The organism is Bradyrhizobium centrolobii, assembly GCF_001641635.1.
GTDB lineage: Bacteria > Pseudomonadota > Alphaproteobacteria > Rhizobiales > Xanthobacteraceae > Bradyrhizobium > Bradyrhizobium centrolobii.
Genome location: NZ_LUUB01000120.1, coordinates 1 through 21,401 on the forward strand (window position 1 = coordinate 1; position 21,401 = coordinate 21,401).

The following is a 21,401-nucleotide window of genomic DNA, read 5'->3' on the forward strand; positions in this document are numbered from 1 at the left end:
CTAGGGTCCGGACTCAATTAATCCACCAGGTGAGTGCGGCTGCCAAGTGGATGGCGGATAGGAAGTTGTCGGCTCGCTTGTCATAGCGGGTCGCGATGCGTCTGAAATCCTTGAGGCGGCAGAACATGCGCTCGATAAGGTTACGGCTCTTATAGGCTTTGGCGTCATATCGGTGAGGATGTTTGCGGGTTGGGTTAGGCGGGATCACCGCTTTTGTTCCGCGATCCGCCAACCAAACACGCAGGCTGTTGGCATCGTAGGCTCTGTCGGCCAGTAAGCGTCGGGCTGGAGGCACGGCTGGTAACAGATCGCGCGCGGCCACGAGATCGTGGCAATTGCCAGGGGTAAGCAAGAAGGCGATCGGACGTCCGTGATCCTCGGTTAGCGCGTGGATTTTGGTGGTGCGCCCGCCGCGCGAGCGGCCGACCGCCTGCTGGAAGTCCCCCCTTTTGCGCCCGCCGCCGAGCGGTGGGCTTTAATGTGGGTCGCGTCGATGGACATTGTCCCGACCCGGCCAGTTGAGCCGGTCAACGCGTAGAAAATATTGCTCCACACGCCTTGCCGGCTCCAGCGGTTGAAGCGGTTGTAAATCGTCGTGTACGGCCCGTAGTCTGGCGGACAGTCCCGCCAGCGTGCGCCCGATCGCAGCATGTGCATGATCCCGCTGATTACGCGCCGATCATCCACGCGGTGCGCCCCGCGTCGCCCACGTGGCAACAGCGGTTCGATCCGCTTCCACTCCGACTCGCTCAGCCAGTACAGTTGCTTCCCCATCAAGCCCCCTTCGCTTGGGAAGCTTGAATCACAACTCAGCCCAGACGGGAATCCTTATTGAGTACAGACCCTAGTGCCGAGCGCTTCGCTCATGGCGGCGGCGATCTCGCTATGATTCATCTCGACCGGACCATGGAGCGAGTAGATTTTGCCTTCGTGGCCTTGCGGCTTGGCCAGGAGATGAGCGATCACACGTCCTTGGTCATCGCTGGCGATCGGTGCGTGGCGTCCATCGCCAAACGGGAATTCGATCTTCTTCTTGGCCCAGATTTCTTTGGAAAAATGCGGGTAGACGAGCCAATCGGCGAAGAAAGTAGGACGCAGATGCGTCGTCGGAACGCCTGACCAATCAAAGACCCGCTCGGAAACCCAGTGGTCCTGCGCGGCATGGCTCGCCGACTCCCGGCGCGCTGAAATCTGCGACATGTTGACGATCGCCGAGACGCCCGCTTCCTTCGCGGCCTGGGCGAAATAAGCGGCAGCGCCGATGATTCCCGGCGCGATCGGATGAAGGAAATAAGCCGATCGGATGCCTTCCATCGCCCTGCGAATGTCATCGATGTCGGTGAAATCGCCGACCGCGATATCGACCCCGCGCCGCCTCAGGGCAGCCGCTCGCTTTTCATCCGCACGCACATAAGCCCGCACGGGTTGACCCATCTTAAGTAGCTCGTCGACGGCGGCACCTCCGGTACGTCCGGTCGCACCGCTGACCAGAATGCTTGTTTCGCTCATCCTCTCGCTCCTTCGCCATTTAAGAGCATATGCCCTTATATCAACCCAGATAGGGGCATATGCTCCTATATGCAAGGGGCGTTCTTCTGAAAGCCGGCGAGCAAACTATTCTTGGACAAACGCCAAGATATCGGCATTCAGTTCGTCGGCATTTACGGTCAACATGCCGTGCGAATGGCCGGGATATACCTTCAGGCGGCCATGCCGCAGGAGCTTGACTGATAGCAGCGCGGAATCCTGGTATGGCACGATCTGATCGTCGTCGCCGTGTAACACCAGGGTCGGGACGTCGATTTCCTTGAGATCCGACGTGAAGTCCGTCTCGGAGAAAGCCTTGATACAGTCATAGTGCGCCTTCGCTCCGCCCATCATCCCTTGGCGCCACCAATTGTCGACAACGCCGCTGATAAGCTCTGCGCCCGGACGGTTGAAGCCGTAGAATGGGCCACTCGGCAGATCGCGGTAGAATTGGGCGCGGTTAGCGGCCAGCGCAGCGCGTAAACCGTCGAACACTGCCAGCGGAAGGCCGCCTGGATTGTTATCGCTCTTCAGCATGATCGGAGGAACTGCACCAACCAGCACAGCCTTCGCGACGCGTCCGTTGCCGTGGCGGGCAACATACCGGGCCAACTCCCCGCCGCCTGTGGAGTGTCCGACATGGATCGCCCCGTGGAGATCAAGCGTCGCTGTTAGTTCAGCGACATCGGCGGCATACGTGTCCATGTCGTTGCCGCTGTCCGTCTGTGTCGAACGCCCGTGTCCACGGCGATCATGAGCAATCACGCGATAGCCCTTTGCACGAAAAAAGAGCATCTGTGCGTCCCAGTCATCCGCGGAAAGTGGCCAGCCGTGATGAAACACGATTGGTTGGCCCGATCCCCAATCCTTGAAGAAGAGTTCAATGCCGTCCCTCAAGGTCAGGTTGCCCATGTCTGTCTCCGCTCCGTTGATAAAAAGGGCGCGCCGGTCTGGCCGTCTATTTCACCTAGCCTCTTGGACCAGCCCGATGACGTCTCCGGTGAATTTGTTATTGGAGACCTGCAAGCTGACGGCAGCGGCTATAGCCGCATGGCCGGGCTGTTTGAACCTTGACGTTCCGCGACCGGTGCCTGGGTCGTATGCGAATGGTAGGCTTGCCGTGGAGTGAGGTCTGGTACGAAGCCGTCCAAGTTGGTATCTTCCAACCGCCGTCATCTGACATCTTGTAGATCTTTCGCATGTCCTCGAGCGTGGGAATGTGAGAACGGGCCGCGAGGTTCGAAAAGTAGCCAGACCGGATAAGGAGTTCGCGTGCTCGCCGACCGTGTTTCCTTCGCTATCGGCAACGGATTCAAAATTCCGCCGGCTCCAACCATTGCCGCTCGAATTGCGGGCACGTCGGAAATCGCTTTCTCGCACTTCAAGAGCCTGGAGCCGCAGCCTGGCCTATCCACCCCGTCCGCCCGCGAGGAAGCTTTCGTTTTCAATATCCCATTGATGCCTGCAAGATATCCGATCGTCTCCATCGACGGTAAGCGTCAGTCGGTCGTCCAGGACCCGGGAAAGGCTTATCTATTCGATCTGACATCCAGAAACGAAGTTAGCCTGGATACGACTTACGACAGCGTGCGTGTTCACCTGCCACAAACCGCCATCGACTACATGGCTTATGAGAAGGGTCTCCCCCGTGTCGGTGGTCTTCGCACCAAGTATCTCGGCCAAGAGGATGTACTGCTTTATCGCTTGGCGCTCACAATACTGCCTGCCATTCTCAATCCGGCGCAAGTGACCACGGCGTTTGTAGAGTATATCGCGCTAGCCTTGCATGATCACGTTGCGTACACGTATGGCGGCATTCGGAGCAGGGCGGGCCGAACAGGCGGATTGGCACCATGGCAGATCCGCCGATCTTCCGACTTGATTGAGGCCAATTTGCCAAACGATCCCTCAATCGCGATGCTAAGCCAGGAATGCGGCATATCGGCGAGTTATTTCGCTCGCGCCTTTCGTATTTCGTTCGGCATGACGCCTCACCAATGGATAACAAAGAGGCGGATCGAGCATGCGAAATCCCTAATGGCCAAAACCACAGAAAATCTGGCTCAGATTGCGCTCATGTGCGGCTTTGTCGATCAAAGCCATCTCGGCCGCCACTTCGTTAGACAAGAGGGTATTAGCCCGGCCCAATGGCGCCGCCAGCAACATGCCCGATAGCGCTTTGATTCCCCGCTCATGCGGATGATCGAAGAAGGCAGCACAAGTTGGTCGGGTGTAGGGAAACGCCGTAGCGCCCCCCGCACCACGGGCTACGATTTCCTACGCGAAACTACGATCGTTTGCGATCTTGTTCTCCTGACGGAAGCGATCGGAGCCCGCTAGCGCGAGTTGCTCTCGCTGCGAGGCCGGTGAGTGTTTGTTGCTCCTGAGAGCTGACCTTCTTGTGCCAATGAGGCACTTCGCCTCAAACCTGGCGTGCCAATCGATCGATCAGCCATTGGGTCGCTGGACCCGGCGGCGATTGCACGCGCCAAATGGCCTGTAATGGATACAGTGCATCCCTCGAGCCCGGTATATCCAATTCGACCAGCCGTCCTGCCTCCAGATCGCTGCGGACCATGAATTCAGGCATCAAGCCCCAGCCTACAGCGGCCAGCAACAATGCATGCTTCACGCCGAGATCCGCAAGCCGCCATGTCTTGTTGCTGAAGACACCGAAATCCTGGCCTCTCGTGAGTGGCGAGCGATCGCTCAGAACGAGCTGGATGTGTTCCCGCAGATCACTTGGCGAATGCCGCCGTGCGCGTGCCAGCGGATGCGAAGGCGACGCCACCGGGATCAGGCTGACATGCCCGATCAGCTGCCTCTCCATGTCATCGGGAAGCGGATGCATTGCGCAGTTGATCCCCAATCGCGCGGTACTGTCGGCTACGAGCTGGGTCACCGCACCGAGCGCCTCTACATGCAATCGCAACTGAACGGTCGGATACGCAATCTGGAATCCTTGCAGAGCATCGACGAGGCGGGCCGTCGGGAGCATCACGTCGGTAACAAGCGACACCTCGGCTTCCTCGCCCTCGCGCAGGCTCGCGGCCTTGGCGCGCATCTTCTCCACGCCCTGAAGAACTGCGCGTGCGTGGGCGAGCAGCGCGCGGCCTTCCTCGGTCAATTCAGGCTTCTTCGTTCCCGAGCGGTCAAACACAGCGACGCGGAGCTGCCCTTCGAGATTGTCGATCCCGTAGGCGATCGCGGAGGTGGCGCGGTTCAGGCGGCGCCCGGCCGCTGCGAAGCTGCCGCACTCCACGACCGTGGCGAGGATCTGCAGTTGATCGAGCGTCGGAGTGCCAACCTTCATTTCCAAAATCCTGAATAGAGTATTCAAAACTATCCGCATTTTCTGAAATGTGAAAGAGGGGTATCGCTGGGCCAGAAATCAAGCGAGACCGCCCATGAATACCGTTACTCTTGCTCACGAGCGCAAAATCGCGGCGATCGATGCCGCCTTCCATACCCTTGAAGGAGATGGCTTCGAGGTTCGACGCGCCATCCCATCATCGGCCTTTGAAGCCATCGGCCCCTTCATCTTTCTTGACCATTTCGGTCCGATCGAGGTGCGGCCCGGCGAAGCGAAGGGGGCCTCAGCACATCCTCACGCCGGCATCGAAACGCTGACCCTGCTGCTCGAGGGGCGCTCGGTCCACAAAGACAGCCTTGGTAACGTCAGCGCGATGGAGCCCGGCGAGGTGCAATGGATGCGCGCGGGGCGCGGCGTCGTTCACGATGAAGCTCCGGACGAGGGTTTTGCTCGTTCAGGCGGACATCTGCACGGAGTCCAGTTGTGGATCAACATGCCGAAAGGCGCGAAGCATGCGGAGCCTTCCTATCGGCATGTGAAAGCGCAGGAAATTCCCTTGCTGCCGCAGAAGGGCGGGACGGTCCGCCTCGTTGCAGGGCGGGTCGGTGACATTACAGGTCCTGTCCGGACCTCCGGAGAACCCTTCGTGGTTCACGCCAGTCTGCCGTCGAGCGGCGCAATTAGTTTGGATGTCGCGAACGCGCGTGAACTCGCACTCTACGTAATGACGGGCAAGGCTGCGGTGGCAGGACAGGCGGTCGAGCCGGGGCAGCTTGCCCGGCTTACCTCCGGCGACACGCTCCATGTCGTGGTGGAGGAGACCAGTGAGCTGCTGCTGGTCGGCGGAGATCCGCTCGATGCGCCTATTGTCCGCCACGGTCCCTTCGTCATGAACACCATTGCCGAACTCGAACGCGCGGTTCGCGACTATCACGCGGGCCGGATGGGACAGATCTGACATGCCCCATCGCGCACATCTTTACCGTCGGAAAAGGCCATCAATCCATCTATCGCAAAACCCAAGGAGTTCTTCCATGTCTACGTCTACGTACATTCCCGCACTCGGCCGGCTGCTGATAGCGCTCATCTTCGTCATGTCCGGTCTGTCGAAGATCGCTGCACCAGCCAACACGATCGCCTACATCCAGTCCGCCGGTGCGCCATTTGCTCCTGGCGCTTTCGCTGTCGCTGTCATCGTCGAGGTGATCGGTGGGCTGGCTTTGCTGGTTGGGTTTCAAACCCGCCTGACGGCGGCAGCCTTGGCGATTTTCACGCTTGCCGCAGCCGTCTTGTTTCACAACAACATGGCTGATCAGAACCAGATGATCCACTTCCTGAAGAACCTCGCGATCACGGGCGGTCTTCTGCAGGTTGCCGCATTTGGCGCGGGCGCGTTCAGCCTCGACAACCGGCGCAAGTCTGTCGCCGTCCCGGCGTGAACCTGCTCGATCGGCCACGGAGCGTGGCGCTCATCCAAAAGGATGGGCGAAGCCCGCACCCCGCGGCGGTGTGCCGGTCTGGGCAAGACGACGCTCACAAAATGCGACTACCGCCAAGTGGAGAAGGATATCGCCTTCGCGTTTCGCGCCGCGGCTCGCAACGGTAGAGCGACGTGTAGCCCATACAGTCGTTGTTCTGGTGAGGAGAATTTCTCATGTCTAGTGCATCTGTCCAAAGCAAAGGTTCAGCCGCAGTGACCGGAGCCGGCAGCGGCCTGGGTCGCGACATTGCGCTGGGGCTTGCCGCGATAAACTACCGTGTGTTTGGAACGGCCCTTTCGTCGGAAGAAGTCGCCGATCTCAAGCAAGCTTCTAACGGTACCGTCAGTCTGACAGTCTGCGATATGACGGACGAAGTCGCCGTCAACGACTGGGCTCGCGAGGTCGATAGCCGAACAGAAGGGCTCGATCTGCTGATCAACAACGCCGGTATCTTGACGCCAGGGCCGCTGGAGGTGTTGCCACTTGGCGCTATTCGTCGCGAGTTCGACGTCAACGTCTTCGGAGCTCTCTCGGTTATCAATGCGTTTCTGCCGGCCTTGCGGAAGACACGCGGCCGTGTCGTCCAGGTCAGCACCTGGACAGCCAGTCTGCCATTGCCTTTCAATGGACCATCCGGCGCATCGAAAGCTGCCATGGAGGCGTTTGCCGCCGTTTATCGCGCCGAGCTCAAGTCGTTCGGTATCGACGTCGTGATCGCCGCGGCCGGCAACATGAAGACTGGCGGGCCGGCCAAAACCGCGGCTGCGCTCAAGCGCATCGCCGACAGCATGACTCCCGAGCAGCAGCGGTTGTACGGGCCAACTTTCGGCACGTTTACGGAAAAGCTGAACAGCATGCAGGAGAGTGGGCTGGAATCAGTCGCGGCGGCAAGGCGCGTCATTGAGATCGCTGAGCAAGTGCCCGCGCCGAGCAAGGCTGGCGTGGGCCAAGATGCCGAAGAAATACTGCGCTTCATCCGAGAACATTCCGACGCGGAGCAGGACGCGCGTCGCCTTCAAATCGTTGGACTGCAGCATTGACCCGTTCGCCGGAGCGATATTGCGGCCAGCATGACGGAAACCTGAAAGAGAGGAGCTAAGCCGTGCTTGTTCTCGTCGATCCCAGAGATGCCCGCGCTATCAGGAACAAAGATAATATCCTCGGAATGTATGATCTGATGATCAATAAAAGGAGCCCGGAGGAAGCGGCGGCAAGGTTCATGGCGTCTGCTTACATCCAGCATAATCCGCTCATTCCGGACGGCGCAGACGCCCTCGGCAAGTTCTTCGGTCAAATTATTAAGGATCGTGCGCGAGCCCGGGTCGACGTCCACAAGATCATAGCCGTTGGCGATTACGTGTGGTCACACGTGAATTTTCTCAATCTGTTCAATGATGATCCGGAAGACACGGGGATCGCGGGGGTCGATATCTTCAGGATGGACGCCGATGGAAAGGCCATCGAGCATTGGGACGTGTTGCAGGTCGTGGGCACTCCAAAGAGCGCGGCCAATTGGTATGCACCGAATGTACCCGCTGCAAACTCAAACGGGATGTTCTGAAACGACCAGCGTGGGCACGAGCAACGACGCGCGCACGCTTATGGAATAAACGAATAAATGCAGAGAGGAAGCCGATGCCTGGAAAGTTCATTATCGCGAACGAGACCCAGCTCAACATCAACGACTTCGGCACGTCTAGGCGGCTCAGCGTTCCGCTCAACACGGGCGCCAGGCTACTCACCGTGAGCGAGGTCAATTTCGATTCGGGCAAAGGACACAATTTCCACAAGCACCCCAATCAGGAAGAGGTGGTGCTCGTTGTTGCCGGAACGGTCGAGCAATGGATCGATCGCGAAAAGCGTATCCTCAGCCCTGGTGACTCCGCCTTCATTCCGGCCGACGTCGTGCACGCCTCGTTCAATGCCGGTGACCAGCCTGCGAAGATCATCGCAATTCTCGGACCTGCGTCGGGCCTAACGGATATGAGGTGGTCGATGCCGCCAGCGATGCGCCCTGGAAGACGGTACGGACGTAGAGAGCGGAGAAGAGAAATTACAATTCTACGATCCGCGCTCGAGGCTCTTCAGCTTTCGACATGAAGACAGAACCCAGGGGGAGGTATGACTGCGCCGGGCTGATCTCGCGTTGGGAGGGCCTGTGGAGCGGACTTATGACCTCCGAAGCTTGCGGTTTGGACGTCGGCTTCTGTGCGACGAGTGGCCGGCTTTCGCATTCCATTGTCGGATCCCACTGAACAAGAAACTCGCCAAAAGCCTCGGCTGCAGGCGGAATGGAACGCCGCGCCGGTCGATAGAGACAAACCTCCCGGACAGTTTCCGGCTTCGTGATCCGGCGCATCGTAAGGCCGAGCGGGCGCGCGACGACCGCAACATAGGCCGGAGCGGGCGTTGCCGCGAGGCCATGCGCGGCTATTCCATGTGCTGTGGTGATGTTGTCGACGATTTGAGCCGGCGCAATCGCTTTTGCTTCCGGACTGGAGCTGCGCATCTGCGCGACGCTGATTTCGTGGTCCCGGCTTGCGGCCACGAGCGCGATATCACGCAGATCATCCCAGCGCAGGACTTTCCGTGCCGCCAAGGAGTGGTCCGGCGCACACCACGCACCCAGGACTTCGCGGCTTCAGTATGCGGCTTTATTCGGTCAATAGATCATCAGGACGAGGGTTTGGGCACGCCAGCGTCGCTCAACGACGCGGAATGAGCAACGGCTGTACGTTTGCACCGCCTGCCATTAGGGGATTCGACGGCTCGAAATGCTCGCGCAATTCTCGCCTGTAGACGAGCTCGCGCGCAACGGCAAAGGCGTCCTTCAGGCTCTTAGCTTGCCGGAGTGCGATGTTGAAAAAGGCATCGCCGAAATAGGTCCACTTGGCCTTGTCCCGGCAGCCGAACGATGGATGGTCGGCGTCGGCCGCAGTGATGACCAGCAGATCGGGGTTCGCGAGACGGGGGACAAAGACGCCGGAATAGCAGGCCGAGATGACCACCACCTTGTGTCGCACGCCCGTCCTTGCCAGCATGTCGGCGAGACGAGATGGCGTGAGCGTTTGCGTGAGCCGTCCCGCCTTGATGGCAAGGCCGGCGCGGGAGCCGTGCGAGGTGAGAATCAAAAACAGAACGTCGTTCTCCGCGTCCAACCCATGGTCTGCAACTTGCAACGACCTGGCGAGGGCTTCGATCGTCGCACCTCCGCCTTTCTTGGAATTGTACCGCACGTCGATCGGGCCAGTCCCGAAGCGGTCCACTACGACCTGGGCTGCGCCGGTCGCCTCGCTTCTAAACACGTCCTGATCGCCGAAAAGGCCGAAGGACACCACGCCCACCCCGCGAGCGTCCTCAACGGCGCGCACCGACGAAACCAACGGCGCGACGGTCAAAACAAAAGCAATGAGCAGCGCGCCGAGCCGCCTGCTGCAAGACTTGAATGTCATGGCGAACCTCGTTCGTGATTACCGCTACAGCATAGGGATGCAAAACAGAAATAGCGGAACCGCGGTGACTTTCCATTGCTCGGGACGGCCCCTCTCATCATGCCCCAAGCAGGAACGGAAATAGGATCGGCCGAATAAGTATCACATATCAGGCCTAGCGGCCGGAGCTGGGCGCTGTTGCGGTCCACTTCCAGCATGGCGAACAGCAAAGCAAGCACCACCGCAATGCGGATAAGCAATGGCGAGGCGTCTTGCGAGCCGGCATCTTCTGAAAGCGTCAAGGCGCGAAGCGCGCGTAGGCGCAAGAACATCCGCAGATACGCCTTTGACCGCACGTGCATTCCGTCTTTTGACGTAAGCAACTCAGGCTAGTTTCCTCGCCTTTCAGCATTCAAGGCGAGAATGCCGATCGCCTGCCAGGTCCAGTCGGGCAAGGAGGAAGGGTTTGCGGTGCATCATCGCAGGACCGAACGCTCAGAGTTCGAGCTGGGTCGGACCTGTAGCGAGTGTTACCCTGCAAGACAACATCTCTCACCGGGGGGAACGACGCCGCCCAATTCGCCAAGAGTACGACCTGTTCTGGTAACGTGAACGGCAGGAAAAAGCGTTCGCACTTTGCTGGACACAATTTGCATGTCAGCATCGGATCCGAGATGCGGAGGTCCGGCATGCGACGGTCTATCTCGATCGGAGCCATGTTGATAGCGGGCTTGCTCGCAAGCAGCCATGTGGTGGGTTTGGCCGCTCCTGGTCAGCGACCGGAAAGGACGCAAACTTCGCCCACGGTCGATGTCGAGCTGGTCATTGCCGTTGATGTCTCCTACTCCATGGACCTCGACGAACTCGCGGTCCAACGCGAGGGTTACGCCCAGGCCATCGTCTCGAAGGAATTTCTGCAGGCCCTGAGAGCTGGTCCCAATGCCAGGATTTCGGTGACTTATTTTGAATGGTCCGCATCCAGCGATCAGAGGATCATCATTCCATGGCGCGTGATCGACGGTCCTGAGACGGCGGACGCGGTCGCCAACGAAATCATGAAGGCGCCAGTACGTCGGGGGTCGCGTACATCAATCTCAGGCGCCATCCTGTTCGCGATGCCGCTGTTCGATGAGGACCCATATCGGGGATTCCGGCGGGTGATCGACATTTCCGGGGACGGCCCGAATAACAACGGCCCAACGGTCACTCCAGTCCGCGACGAAGCGCTTGCGAAGGGCATTATCATCAATGGTCTGCCGATTATGGTGAAGGAGCCATCCTATTCGACGATGGATATCGAAAACCTCGATTGGTACTATGAGGATTGCGTCATCGGTGGGCCGGGCTCCTTCGTCGTGACGATCAAGGATCGCGAAAACTTCAAGGAGGCAATCCGCACCAAGCTTCTGCTGGAGGTCGCGGGAAGGCCCCCCGAATATCGGGTTGTTCCGATCGCCGAAAAGCAGCCTCGTGTTAGTTGCCTGATCGGCGAGAAGACTTGGCAGGATCGTTGGGGACGCTAGAGGAAGCAGCACAGCGCAAAAGCGCTGGAACATTTTTGCGGCGGTCGGACTTGATCTGCCAGGAACCGGCGACCATTTTTGAGCGGGAGATCCCCAACGATCGCCCATTGATTGATGACTCCTGCTGACTATCAGGCAGCGGGAGACCAAACATCTCCGCTGCAAATGGCAGTCGATCCCGGCATGTACTTGGTTCGCCGGCGGTGCTTTCCGCGCATGGTCGCAAAAGGGAGGAAGGCAACGATGACTTCGGATCCCGCTGCATCTGTCGGAACAGCGAAGTCCCAATTGCGCGGTCGGATTATCAGCACCTACCAGCGGGCGCAACGAATCATCACGGCTGCAGCTTCTTCTCCCTCTGCCAATACACATGCGGCGATGATCGCCTATGACAAGGCCCGCGAACATCTACGCGCCGCTATTTTGCTGGCTAGCAGGTTGTTTGCCGACACGGACGGGCTCGTGAAGAGCGCGTGAGCTTGGGCCCTGATTGTCGGAACCATGCAGGAAGCGAGTGAAGGAACGCAAAAGGCATCCTGATACTGATATCCAGAAACACTTGGCGAGGGAGTCCTGCAGATGCCTGACGTTGTTAAGAAGCAGCGCGACGCACGCCGAAAGATAATTCGGCAATGGATGAAGCTTCCGGCGGACAAACGACAGTCTATGGCGGAGATATCTGTGTTTGCGAAAGCCGCGGCGCAGGAGAACATGAGTGCTTTGGTCCACAGTCGTCGCGGCCCCTATGAGAAGATCATGGGGTGGTTATTGCCGCGTGCTGCTCGCCGTTGAGGTCTCATCGTTTCTTTGAGGTGGACTATCGAGCTTTCGCTGATTTCGTTCCCCGCAATGCCGATGCGATCCGCGGCAAACCGCCACGAACATCAGGTCGGGCACACTTTGCGATCGTGCGCCCGTGAAAGGTGCCAATGCGAGCAGAAGACCTTGAGGCCCTGCGTGAAGATATGCTCGCGGTCATCGCCGCCTGCGCTTTTGCGTTGCGTGGCACCATCGGCAAGAGTGCTCTCGACGACCGCGTGATGAGGGCTATGGGCAAGGTGCCGCGGCATGAGTTTGTGCCAATCGAACTTCAGCCCTACGCGTATGCCAATATTCCACTTCCAATCGGCTTTGAAAAGACCATCTCGCAGCCATTTATCGTCGCGCTGATGACCGATCTGCTCGACATCAAGCCCCAAGACAGCGTGCTCGAAATCGGTACCGGTCTTGGCTATCAGGCCGCTGTCCTCGCGCAGCTCGCCCGCAAAGTATACTCCGTTGAAATCATCGAAGAGCTCGGCCAGAAGGCGAAACAACGGCTCCGGCAGCAGCGCTGCAGCAATGTCGAACTCAAGATTGCGAATGGCTATCACGGTTGGCCAGAGCACGCGCCTTTTGACAAGGTGATCGTGACGGCCGCTCCCGATCTCATTCCTCCTCTGCTGATCCACCAATTGAAAGCGGGTGGTAAAATGGTGATACCGGCCGGTCTGCCCGATGCGCAGAAGCTCATTCTGGCCGAGAAGCACGCCAACGGCAGAGTGACGACGAAAGAGACTCTGTCCGTCCGATTCTCTCAACTTGAAGGGACTTGATCCGGCTTGTAATGAGCCCCGTGATGCGTCCGTAACGCACAATGATCGAGAGCATCAGCCGCGGTCGCCTCGCGACCCGCGAGGTGTCGCGCGACGTGCACTCCGACCGCGGCCTCTGATCTTGAAAGGCACGAGAAGCCTCAGGTCCGCGGTCAAAAGCGCCGACCAGTTTAACTGCGCCGCGGATTTCTTCCGGTTTGCCTCCGGGCTGACTAGCTTGCGTCAAGTAATGACCTCAGAGAGCGTAGTCCGCATCAGGCGAATAGTGCCTGTGTTGCCAATCGGACCGCTTTCGTGGCTCAGCCAAGAAGCCGGCTTCGCCGGAACGAGTAACCGGTCGGAGCGAACCTTCTGGCCACCGCGAGCGCGCCAGTTTCGCAGCTTTCCAGCGCGATCTTCTGGGAGAGCATGACGTCTCCGATCGGCAGCTCGCCCAGCGGCAGGAAACACAACCCGACCTTCGGGCGGCCCTTTTCGTCCAGTTCGCAGACATTCGTCATGGCGCCCGGATAGATCCTGTACTGCCTGCCCGTGTCGCCGCCGACGACTTCGAAGTACCCCTTTTCCGCGAACTGCGCCTGTTGCATCGGCGACAGCCAGTGACGCAAAAGCCCGAGCGACCGGCCTTCCGGAGTTCTCTCGGCGCCGTGTCTGACGTAAAGGGCCCTTATCGCTCTCATGCGCGAGCGTTCACCCGGGCGAGATGGCGTAAGGCGCCACATGGCGCAGCCTATCAGCCGCCGACCAGCCTGGGAAAGAACACGGTCTGTTCCGCGTTCGGGTCAAATGACCGGATCTGGGAGACCTGACCTGGACCGGTGCGGACCGCGGCGGTGAAGCCGGCGTTCGTCAGTTCGTAGAACCGCTGTTCCGCCTTCGCCAGTTCTCGCGCGTCGTCCGGGTCGAAAGGGTGACGGCTGTCGCCCGTGCGGTCCATCACGATCTGGATTGCCATGATCGCCCTCCTCGGATTGCTGATAGCCAAGGACCTCGATCCCAGTATCCAACCGACGGCGTGGAGTTGCAAGAGAAGAAGAGTCCGTCGCGAAGAAGATGGCGGCCAAGGCGCAGCGCCTGCGTATCTTTGCCGTAGCGGCCTGAGACAGTCCTAAGTGCTGTCCGCAGAAAAGCAAGAAATTGTGAAGGCAAGCTGCTGCGCCAGAGCACCGGCAAGGCCGCGCTAAGAACCTCGCTCAGCCCAGCGGCAATACCGGACTGTTCCTTCACTCCCGCCCGTGACGCGGTCCGAAAGATCCTCGCCGATATTGCGGTAGTCGTTCAGGATCGCCTCGGCGTTATCGACCTTGTCGGCCAATGAAACTAGCAGCGAGGGCGCCTTTTTCGGCGGGAGCGAGAGGTAGGCTTCACGGACGCCAGGCCGGCTTCGGCCCCGGGCGACCGCGGATGAGTGTCGACCGCATACCCTGAGAACACCACGCGGCGCTACTTGAAGAGATCTCCGCCGTCGTGGTGTCGCAGCCGAGCCGACCACCTCGGATATTAGGGCAAGTACACTCAAAAAGTGATCATGTCCGTCCAACCCCAAAGAGCGGCGTAAAGGCAGACGTGCCAACATCGACGTGAGGAACCAGAAGCTGCCTTCCTGTATTTGCCATCCGCGCCGTTCAGGGCGCGACCACACTTGGCGGAATTATCCTCCGTCTCGTTTGTTTAATTGGTACCACGAAGGGAGTATCGTGCTATGAAAATAGCGATTATCGGGACCGGCAACGTCGGTAGCGCACTCGCCCGAGGGCTTAAAAAGTCTTCGCATACGGTTGTTCTTGGGGCGCGCGATATCACCAATAAGGCCACGCAAGATCTCGCTGCCGACGTAGGCGCAGAGCTTGCGTCACCGGCCGAGGCTGCCAAGTCCGCTGAATTGGTCGTTCTCGCGGTTCCGTGGAACGTTGCCGAAGCAGCCATCAAGGCTCTCGGCGATCTTTCTGGCAAGATCGTCATCGACTGCATGAATCCACTTGGGATGATTGGTGGCGTTCTCGAACTCACGCTCGGCCATACGACCAGCGGCGGCGAGATCGTGGCCAACTGGCTGCCGGGCGCGCGCGTGGTGAAAACGCTTAATCAGGTCGGCGCGGAGATTATGGCCAACAATGTCAGCATGCCGCACAGGCCCGTCATGTTCATGGCCAGCGATGATACACAGGCGAAGGCTATAGTCGCGACTATGTTGACCGATTTAGGTTTCGAGCCGCTCGACGCCGGCGACATTAGGAAGTCGCGTCTCCTCGAGCCCTTCGGAATGGTCTGGATCAACCAGGCGCTACTGCGGGGGAGAGGTCGGACCTGGGCATTCGCTGCCGTGGACCGGAAGTGAGCCCACCGTTCTTATCCTGACCGCTTGGGGTCAATCGGCAGAACTCGCGCTCGACCTTGCTACAATCTTCAGGCAAGCCCGGCTTGCCGTAACCTTTCAGCGTATGGCGAAAGATGTTCAGTGTGAATCAGCGCCCAACATTGACCCCTGAGATGCGAAGTCAATCAAACTCTTAGGACGCCGATCGGCGTTCGGACCCCACGCGGACAACATCGGACTATGCGATCGCATCGTACATTCTGTTCTGCGCGATCGTCAGCATCGTTTCAATCGCGATGTTGCCGGACTACACCAACCGGGACCTTTCCGAGGAGCACGCCTGATCGGCCACAGCAGGAGTGCGCTCAGACTGTCCTCGCCGCATCATCTGACCGCGCAAGCTGTGATGCGTCCTGCGCTACCTGGCGGGAATGATCGGTCGCGATCAGGAGATAAATGGCCGGTACCTCGAAAAGGGTGAACAACGTGCCGAGCGAAAGTCCGCAGCTGGTTGCTCGTCCTTGTGCGTTCGTCCCACGGCTTCAGCACCATGCCCGCGACCACGCGCGCAGGCGAGTTGGTCTGGAAGACGTGGTCGGTCTCTGGATATTTCTTCATGATCTGGAAGACCTGCCGCGCATACAACACCTTTTGCTCTAAGGTCGCGTCCGGCGCCAACGTGGATGTCGTAATCACGCCCCCCTGGTCTTCCTGCGGAGCCAGTTCGCTCTTGGCGTCTGCATAAAGCAAGTAGATGCTGGACAGCACGAGCAGTGCGAAGACGCAGGTTATGGGTAGATACTCGAGGCTGCCGCGCAGCGAGCTCAGATAGAGGCGACGTAGCGCCTCAAAACAGCGATCAATGAGGGCGGTGAACCGTGCCTGCCAACCGTGCGTCGCGCCATGCGGCTTGAGCAGACGGGAGCTCATCATTGGCGACAGCGTCAGCGCGACAATCGCCGATATCGTCACTGTTCCCACCAGGGTGAATTCCGTGAACAGCGCCCCAGTCAAGCCGCCCTGGAACGCGATCGGGACATAGACCGCGACAAGGACAACCGTCATGGCGATCGGACGGCCGAGTTCTCGCGCCGCCTCGATCGCCGCAATGACCGGCGCGTTGCCTGCCTCAAGGTGACGGTTGACATTCTCGACGACGATGATGGCATCATCGACCACGAGCACAAGCGCCAGCAGCGTCAAGAGGTTGATCGAGAAACCGACCGCCAACCTGAAAGCTTCAAACCCGAACACGGCCGCAAAAAACCACGCCGACAGCGGCCAGCATGATGGCCATGCGTCGAAGCATCCGGGATTTCTGGCTTTTGGAAGGAACGGCCTTTTTCATTGCCGTTGACCATCAGTTGTGGCGCTCGCGGCGCGCTTCGCCCCGGTTGAAGGATCCCACCGATTTTCCGGGACGCAGTTCCAGGACTGATCTCGAAAAGACTATTGAATGCCACGGTTCCGACACCGTGCTTCACGGCGGGAACTACCCAACAAATCGTCGCGATGCGGGGGGGCGGAGTTCGTAGCCGGGATCCATTGATGACCGTAGGATGGTTGGGCACCCGGAACACCGGGGCGCCCCACGCTGCAAAGCCGCCGGGCATAGATTGAACGGTGAACGGCAGTGAGAGCGCAGGGCAGGAGGTTGCCTGATCCGCATCAGCATCGACCGCAATGGGTTCTTTTGAGCTGAACAGGATCGTGCGAGCGATTTTGGGGAGCTGCATTGTCGTGCTCTGCGTCAATCTGTTCGCGAACCCACTCTTTGCTCCGAACAAGCCGATCAAGCCGGGTTACGAGATCGTGGTTCGGGGGCAACCGAGCGCGTAGCTAGGAAGGAGGGGCGGGCCAACATTCTCTTGATGCATTCCCGAACGCGGAAATGTCTGGGAACAACTTGCTGCGGCACTAGTTGCGGCCGATATTCCGAAGAAGCTGCGGGTATCGCGAGCGGGAGAACGGTAATGACATGGAGCAACCAGGTGGCGGTGGTGACGGGCGGCGCGCGTGGCATTGGCCGAGCGATCGCGCTTCTTCTGGCCAAGCGGGGTGCCGCCGTGTGCGTCAACTATGCGGCGCGCGCGGACGCGGCCGAGCAGGTCGCGTCCGAAATTGAGGGCAAAGGCGGGCGCGCTATAGCGGCCGGTGCGGACGTTGCGGACTTTCGCGCGGTCCAGGTGATGATCGAGCAGGCCGAGACGCAGCTTGGCCCGGTGACCATACTAGTCAACAACGCCGGAGTGTCCCATCAGGCAACGCTCGACACGTTCGATTACGAACAGTTCGATCGCATGCGTCGCGTCAACGCGGACGGCATTATTCACGCGACCCGCGCTGCGATGGCAGGCATGCGCACTCGCCGCTATGGCCGGATAGTCAATGTGGCCTCTATAGCCGCGATCGGAACGGCGCTGCCCGGCAATGCGTTCTACGCCGCGACAAAAGCGGAGGCTGCGATATTGACGCGTCGCTTCGCGATGGAGCTCGGCGGTGATGGGATCACCGTAAACGCGGTGGCGCCAGGATTCGTCCGCACCGATATGACGCAGGGAAAGCGCAGCGCCGACGAGTGGGAGGCGATCGAGAAAAATCTTGCCGAGCGGACAATGATGCGGCGCATCGGGCAGCCCGCGGATATCGCTAACGCCGTGACTTTCCTTGCCGCTCCGGAAGCGGGTTGGGTAACGGCCCAGATGTTAGTAGTGGATGGTGGAAGAATGGATTACATCGGGCACAGCTAAGGCCGAGCCCTCGCGGTCGCCAAGGAAGAATCCTAGACGGAACGGGCACCAACTATCCGTCAAGACTGTCGGGCAACTATAGTGTTAGCCTCCAGTAGGGCCCTGCGCTCGCGGCACAGATCGTCCATCTTCGCCGCATGCGCGCGAGAAGCAGCTCGGCAGACGCAGTCGCGATACCGCCGCGTTTCAACATACCGATCTCGCGCTCCTGCGCACGGAGCTGTCCGCGCATCCGCGCGATCTCGCTGTGAACGTACTCGATCTTCAAGGTGCGGTGTCCGGACCTGGTAGACCTGTCTGGCTCGCGGTCGACGAGCGCGATCAGACGCCGGATCTCCTCCTCAGTAGGCTCCAGCCGGATCCGCACGCCACTGCTTCGGCAGGTGGGTTCTACTCAAAGCGGCCATTCGGCGGGCCCGAGGCGGTGCTGGCCCATCTGTCGCGTTACACCCATCGCGCCGCCATCGCCAACCGCCGCTTGATCGCCTTCGACAACAGGGATTTGGCGCGACCATGAACCCGGGCGAGATGCCTCACGTTGACTTCAGATTTAACGGCATGCATGAGCTCGTAAGAGCACACCAAGAGCAACTGCGAGTTAAGTGATCCGGAGCGCAAGTCCGCCGGTGTGGGGAAAAGCGGTACGCTCTCGCGCGACCCGGAGCCACGCTCAAGAATCCGATGCTGTCAGCAACCAACAGTTCACGTAGAGCCTGAGCAATGCTCAACCCGCGTTTGGAGTGTACCAGGACCGATGCACGTGCTGCGGGCGTCGTGTGCACGCGCGTCCTTGTGTGCAGGACGTGTGCACCGAGAATCCGAAAGCCCGATTTTCGCTTCCAATCCTGACCTATATGATCCTAGAAGGAGCAATCTGCGAAAGCTTGGTCGAACCAAATTTCTCAGTCCGTCCAGTCACATAAATGATCGAGTGGCGACAAAATAGATCAATGAAATGAATGGCTTGAGGTGGAAGTTTTCTACGGCGCCCATGACGGATTGGAGCGAGAATTGAAGGTTTTCAAGTAGTTAGGAGGCGCTGTGTGCACAACGTGTGCACCGGGAGATACACGAAAATCTCCATAGAGAAAGCTTGAGCATGCATTGTGAGTGCCCTCGATAGAGCTACGTGCGACCAAGAAAGTTCGAGAGTCAGGTAGGTCCTGACAAAGCGCTTTAGTGTTCGGCGGGGCCTCGTCTCTGGCGCATTCCTCGAGCCGGTGCGAACACAATGATTGGCAATGCCCATGATAACGCCGATATCGAGGGCTTGGGCCGCGCTCGGCGCGAAGCAGACATTCTGCCTGGGGCTGACGTCGCCGAAGGGCGAACGGCAGGCATCAGCAGGGCGGCAAGTCAGAATGAGCTGACAAGAATCGGTGTTCCGCAAGCCCCTGCGCGACCCCTTGAATGGCAAGGAGATGACCGGCCTGAGGCTCGATGCTCAATTGCTGCTCATCCAGGAACTTCCTAGCCGTCACGAACAGCGTTTTGAGATCGCTTCCCCCGAAGGACAGGCACGTCGGATTGGTCACGGGCAGCGGAATGACCGTGTCGATCGTCCCGTCAGGCCGATAACGCACTACCCGGCCGCCCGAGAAAAACGCGGTCCATAGCCCACCGTCGACGTCGACGCACGCGCCGTCAGGTCTTTCCTTGGATGCGCTATAATCCGCAAACACGCGCCTGTTGCTGATCACGCCGTCGTCGAGGTCGAAGTCGAACATCCAGGTGCAGTATCGCCGTGTGTCCGTGAAATAGAGCGTGCGATTATCAGGTGAGAACGCAATCCCGTTCGTCACGATGACGTCGCTGAAGATGCGCGCCACCTGACCGTCCCCGGTCACGCGATACAGCGCGCCGTTCGGACGATGCAACTGGTTGTCCATGGTGCCGATCCACAGGCGGCCGCGGGCATCCACGCGGCCGTCGTTGAGCCGGTTGTCCAGGCCGCTTTCGACTTCGATGACCTGATCCGAGGGATCGCGGCCAGTTGAGCGATGGTGGAGGGTCAGATTTCGCGCAAGCAGATGCGAACCGTCCGTCGTCAAGGCCTGGCTGCCGAGAAATTGGCAATCGTAAGAGGTTACGTGATGGGCGCCCGTCGCGGGATCGAAGGATTGATGAAGCCTGCCATCGATGTCGATCCACCACAGCTTGCGGGACCGGTCGCACCACAATGGCGTCTCGCCAAGAATATCCGTGCTGGCGACCGCCGTCTCGACTCGGCGGGGAGGAATCGAATCCGCGGTCATGACGGAATTCGGTTCCAGCCGCGCGCACCATCGCCGAAGGCCCGATAGCCGTCCGGGGTCACGGCGATCGTATCCTCGAGCTTGATGAAACCTCGTCGCGCGTGGGGAAGCGTGGTTTCGATCGAGATGATCATGCCGGCCTCGAGCGGCGCATTGGCGTCGTCGGCGGGATAGGGAATGGGACCGTTCGCTGTCAGGCGCGGCGCTTCGTGGCTGACAATGCCCATGCCGTGGGCGACGAAGTGCATCTGCTTGCCATGAGGAGACCGCGCGAGCGCTTCGTTCGCGGCAGCGTAAATTTCACTGCCGGTGAGTCCTGCCCGTATCGGCGCACGTGCCGCCTGCTGGATCAGGTCGACTTCCCCGAGCAGATCGACGAGTTCGCCGTCCGGCGCCCCATGTACGGCCATCCGGCAGAGATCGCCGATGTAACCCCGGTAGTTCCCGCCGGAATCCAGCGAGACGATATCGCCGGGCTCAAGACGTTGCTCGGACGGAGCCCGGTTGAGACTAGTTCCCATCGTCACGAGCGCGTATTCGAAGATCATGTCGCGGGACAGTTCGGCCTGCCGCAGATGCGCAATGATCTCACGCTTGCTGTGTCCGGTGCGGGTGCGGCTGACCGTATCCATCATGGACGCGACCACGCGTTCGGACGCCTCACGGAGGACCTCCAGCTCAGCCGGGCTCTTGATCGATCGCAGCTTCTCGAGCGGGCGCATTGCCTCGACGAGCTGGCAATTCGGAAGCTCCTTGCGCAGCACGTCCGCTGCATCGGCCGGCAGGAACGACATTTCGGCCCCGACACGAAGCGCAGGCGCCGCGACGGACTTCACATGCTTGAGGGCGAGCGTCATCGCCTCGACCGAGGTTGACGATCCGAACACGACCGGCGGCATCCAATATCCGGCGCTGGTTCTGTTCTGGACGCTGTCCCGCTCGTTCCGGTTGGCGATGTAGGCGGACTTGTCCGGCGCGGCCTTCACATAGACGAAGACGGGCAGATACCGGCTGATGCCGATGGCTTCCATGTAATCGAACTGGAAGTGATAGTACCCGCCGAGCAGGTACTGCATGTTGTGTTTCGAGGTGACGACCAGGACGTCGATGCCGAAATCATCGAGCAAGCCGTCAAGCTTGGCCGCGGAGAATGGAATGTCCGAGCGCATTGATCGTTCTTCTTCGTCGACGACTTGATCTCCTGGCAGG

The 21,401-nt window shown here is 59.6% G+C and carries 23 protein-coding genes and 1 pseudogene; 13 read left to right on the plus strand and 11 right to left on the minus strand.

Annotated features, from left to right (window positions below; all coding sequences use genetic code 11):
- Positions 1-13: 13 nt before the first annotated feature.
- From AYJ54_RS48530 to AYJ54_RS42210, 3 genes are all read right to left on the minus strand, one after another.
- A protein-coding gene (locus tag AYJ54_RS48530; protein ID WP_430641395.1) for an IS5 family transposase occupies positions 14-774 on the minus strand; the annotation gives its coding sequence in 2 pieces (ribosomal slippage) (positions 14-441 and positions 441-774; 762 coding nt in all).
- Positions 775-828: 54 nt separating this feature from the next.
- Complete coding sequence (locus tag AYJ54_RS42205; protein WP_245329296.1) at positions 829-1,509, minus strand: NmrA family NAD(P)-binding protein; 681 nt, start codon at positions 1,507-1,509, stop codon at positions 829-831.
- A 105-nt stretch (positions 1,510-1,614) separates the two neighbouring features.
- On the minus strand, positions 1,615-2,439 hold the full coding sequence (locus AYJ54_RS42210) for an alpha/beta fold hydrolase (protein WP_063708391.1): 825 nt from the start codon (positions 2,437-2,439) through the stop codon (positions 1,615-1,617).
- Between the two features lie 360 nt (positions 2,440-2,799).
- On the opposite strand from AYJ54_RS42210, the gene AYJ54_RS42215 reads away from it, so the two are divergent.
- A complete protein-coding gene (locus AYJ54_RS42215) occupies positions 2,800-3,702 on the plus strand; it encodes a helix-turn-helix domain-containing protein (protein WP_063708392.1) in 903 nt (300 codons plus the stop codon).
- A gap of 247 nt (positions 3,703-3,949) precedes the next feature.
- On the opposite strand, the gene AYJ54_RS42220 is transcribed toward AYJ54_RS42215, so the two are convergent.
- Positions 3,950-4,840 (minus strand): LysR family transcriptional regulator, encoded by an 891-nt coding sequence (locus tag AYJ54_RS42220; RefSeq protein ID WP_063708393.1) that lies wholly within the window; start codon positions 4,838-4,840, stop codon positions 3,950-3,952.
- Positions 4,841-4,934: 94 nt separating this feature from the next.
- On the opposite strand from AYJ54_RS42220, the gene AYJ54_RS42225 reads away from it, so the two are divergent.
- The 5 genes from AYJ54_RS42225 to AYJ54_RS42245 all read left to right on the plus strand — a co-directional run bounded on the left by AYJ54_RS42225 (position 4,935) and on the right by AYJ54_RS42245 (position 8,421).
- Complete coding sequence (locus AYJ54_RS42225) at positions 4,935-5,798, plus strand: pirin family protein (protein ID WP_063708394.1); 864 nt, start codon at positions 4,935-4,937, stop codon at positions 5,796-5,798.
- Positions 5,799-5,874: 76 nt separating this feature from the next.
- Positions 5,875-6,279: a DoxX family protein gene (locus AYJ54_RS42230; protein ID WP_063708395.1), complete on the plus strand. Its 405-nt coding sequence runs from the start codon at positions 5,875-5,877 to the stop codon at positions 6,277-6,279.
- Positions 6,280-6,494: 215 nt separating this feature from the next.
- The gene (locus tag AYJ54_RS42235) at positions 6,495-7,361 is read left to right on the plus strand and encodes an SDR family NAD(P)-dependent oxidoreductase (protein ID WP_063708396.1); all 867 of its coding nucleotides are present in this window, start codon (positions 6,495-6,497) and stop codon (positions 7,359-7,361) included.
- A gap of 62 nt (positions 7,362-7,423) precedes the next feature.
- A complete protein-coding gene (locus AYJ54_RS42240) occupies positions 7,424-7,882 on the plus strand; it encodes a nuclear transport factor 2 family protein (RefSeq protein WP_063708397.1) in 459 nt (152 codons plus the stop codon).
- A 182-nt stretch (positions 7,883-8,064) separates the two neighbouring features.
- On the plus strand, positions 8,065-8,421 hold the full coding sequence (locus AYJ54_RS42245; RefSeq protein WP_210184087.1) for a cupin domain-containing protein: 357 nt from the start codon (positions 8,065-8,067) through the stop codon (positions 8,419-8,421).
- On the opposite strand, the gene AYJ54_RS48535 is transcribed toward AYJ54_RS42245, so the two are convergent.
- Together AYJ54_RS48535 and AYJ54_RS42250 are read right to left on the minus strand one after the other, a co-directional pair.
- Positions 8,375-8,920, minus strand: a complete 546-nt coding sequence (locus AYJ54_RS48535) for a LysR substrate-binding domain-containing protein (RefSeq protein WP_201724329.1) — start codon at positions 8,918-8,920, stop codon at positions 8,375-8,377. The two genes, AYJ54_RS42245 and AYJ54_RS48535, sit on opposite strands and share 47 nt — an antisense overlap.
- Before the next feature lie 106 nt (positions 8,921-9,026).
- On the minus strand, positions 9,027-9,719 hold the full coding sequence (locus tag AYJ54_RS42250) for a C13 family peptidase (RefSeq protein WP_245329297.1): 693 nt from the start codon (positions 9,717-9,719) through the stop codon (positions 9,027-9,029).
- Between the two features lie 722 nt (positions 9,720-10,441).
- On the opposite strand from AYJ54_RS42250, the gene AYJ54_RS42255 reads away from it, so the two are divergent.
- The 4 genes from AYJ54_RS42255 (at position 10,442) to AYJ54_RS42270 (ending at position 12,870) form a co-directional block, all read left to right on the plus strand.
- Positions 10,442-11,275 (plus strand): DUF1194 domain-containing protein, encoded by an 834-nt coding sequence (locus tag AYJ54_RS42255; protein ID WP_063708514.1) that lies wholly within the window; start codon positions 10,442-10,444, stop codon positions 11,273-11,275.
- A 243-nt stretch (positions 11,276-11,518) separates the two neighbouring features.
- Positions 11,519-11,752: a hypothetical protein gene (locus tag AYJ54_RS50305; protein WP_136624311.1), complete on the plus strand. Its 234-nt coding sequence runs from the start codon at positions 11,519-11,521 to the stop codon at positions 11,750-11,752.
- A gap of 102 nt (positions 11,753-11,854) precedes the next feature.
- Positions 11,855-12,067, plus strand: a complete 213-nt coding sequence (locus AYJ54_RS42265) for a hypothetical protein (protein ID WP_063708400.1) — start codon at positions 11,855-11,857, stop codon at positions 12,065-12,067.
- 137 nt (positions 12,068-12,204) lie between these two features.
- Positions 12,205-12,870, plus strand: a complete 666-nt coding sequence (locus tag AYJ54_RS42270; protein ID WP_063708401.1) for a protein-L-isoaspartate(D-aspartate) O-methyltransferase — start codon at positions 12,205-12,207, stop codon at positions 12,868-12,870.
- 299 nt (positions 12,871-13,169) lie between these two features.
- Here the strand turns inward: AYJ54_RS42270 and AYJ54_RS42275 are convergent, their stop codons facing one another.
- Complete coding sequence (locus tag AYJ54_RS42275; protein WP_430641469.1) at positions 13,170-13,457, minus strand: hypothetical protein; 288 nt, start codon at positions 13,455-13,457, stop codon at positions 13,170-13,172.
- 146 nt (positions 13,458-13,603) lie between these two features.
- Positions 13,604-13,825, minus strand: a complete 222-nt coding sequence (locus tag AYJ54_RS42280; protein WP_063708403.1) for a hypothetical protein — start codon at positions 13,823-13,825, stop codon at positions 13,604-13,606.
- Between the two features lie 720 nt (positions 13,826-14,545).
- Between AYJ54_RS42280 and AYJ54_RS42285 the strand changes: the two genes are divergently transcribed.
- On the plus strand, positions 14,546-15,208 hold the full coding sequence (locus tag AYJ54_RS42285; protein WP_283808767.1) for an NADPH-dependent F420 reductase: 663 nt from the start codon (positions 14,546-14,548) through the stop codon (positions 15,206-15,208).
- Between the two features lie 363 nt (positions 15,209-15,571).
- Here AYJ54_RS42285 and AYJ54_RS42290 read toward each other — a convergent pair whose 3' ends face one another.
- A complete protein-coding gene (locus tag AYJ54_RS42290; RefSeq protein ID WP_063708405.1) occupies positions 15,572-16,417 on the minus strand; it encodes an efflux RND transporter permease subunit in 846 nt (281 codons plus the stop codon).
- 743 nt (positions 16,418-17,160) lie between these two features.
- Here AYJ54_RS42290 and AYJ54_RS42295 point away from each other — a divergent pair.
- Both AYJ54_RS42295 and AYJ54_RS48545 read left to right on the plus strand, forming a co-directional pair.
- Complete coding sequence (locus AYJ54_RS42295) at positions 17,161-17,937, plus strand: SDR family NAD(P)-dependent oxidoreductase (protein WP_063708406.1); 777 nt, start codon at positions 17,161-17,163, stop codon at positions 17,935-17,937.
- A gap of 391 nt (positions 17,938-18,328) precedes the next feature.
- Positions 18,329-18,436, plus strand: a pseudogene (locus AYJ54_RS48545) (transposase); the annotation flags it as partial.
- A gap of 841 nt (positions 18,437-19,277) precedes the next feature.
- Here AYJ54_RS48545 and AYJ54_RS42305 read toward each other — a convergent pair.
- Together AYJ54_RS42305 and AYJ54_RS42310 are read right to left on the minus strand one after the other, a co-directional pair.
- On the minus strand, positions 19,278-20,192 hold the full coding sequence (locus AYJ54_RS42305) for an SMP-30/gluconolactonase/LRE family protein (RefSeq protein WP_063708407.1): 915 nt from the start codon (positions 20,190-20,192) through the stop codon (positions 19,278-19,280).
- On the minus strand, positions 20,189-21,361 hold the full coding sequence (locus AYJ54_RS42310) for a M24 family metallopeptidase (RefSeq protein ID WP_063708408.1): 1,173 nt from the start codon (positions 21,359-21,361) through the stop codon (positions 20,189-20,191). The genes AYJ54_RS42305 and AYJ54_RS42310 overlap by 4 nt, the downstream gene beginning before the upstream one ends.
- Positions 21,362-21,401 lie beyond the last annotated feature (40 nt).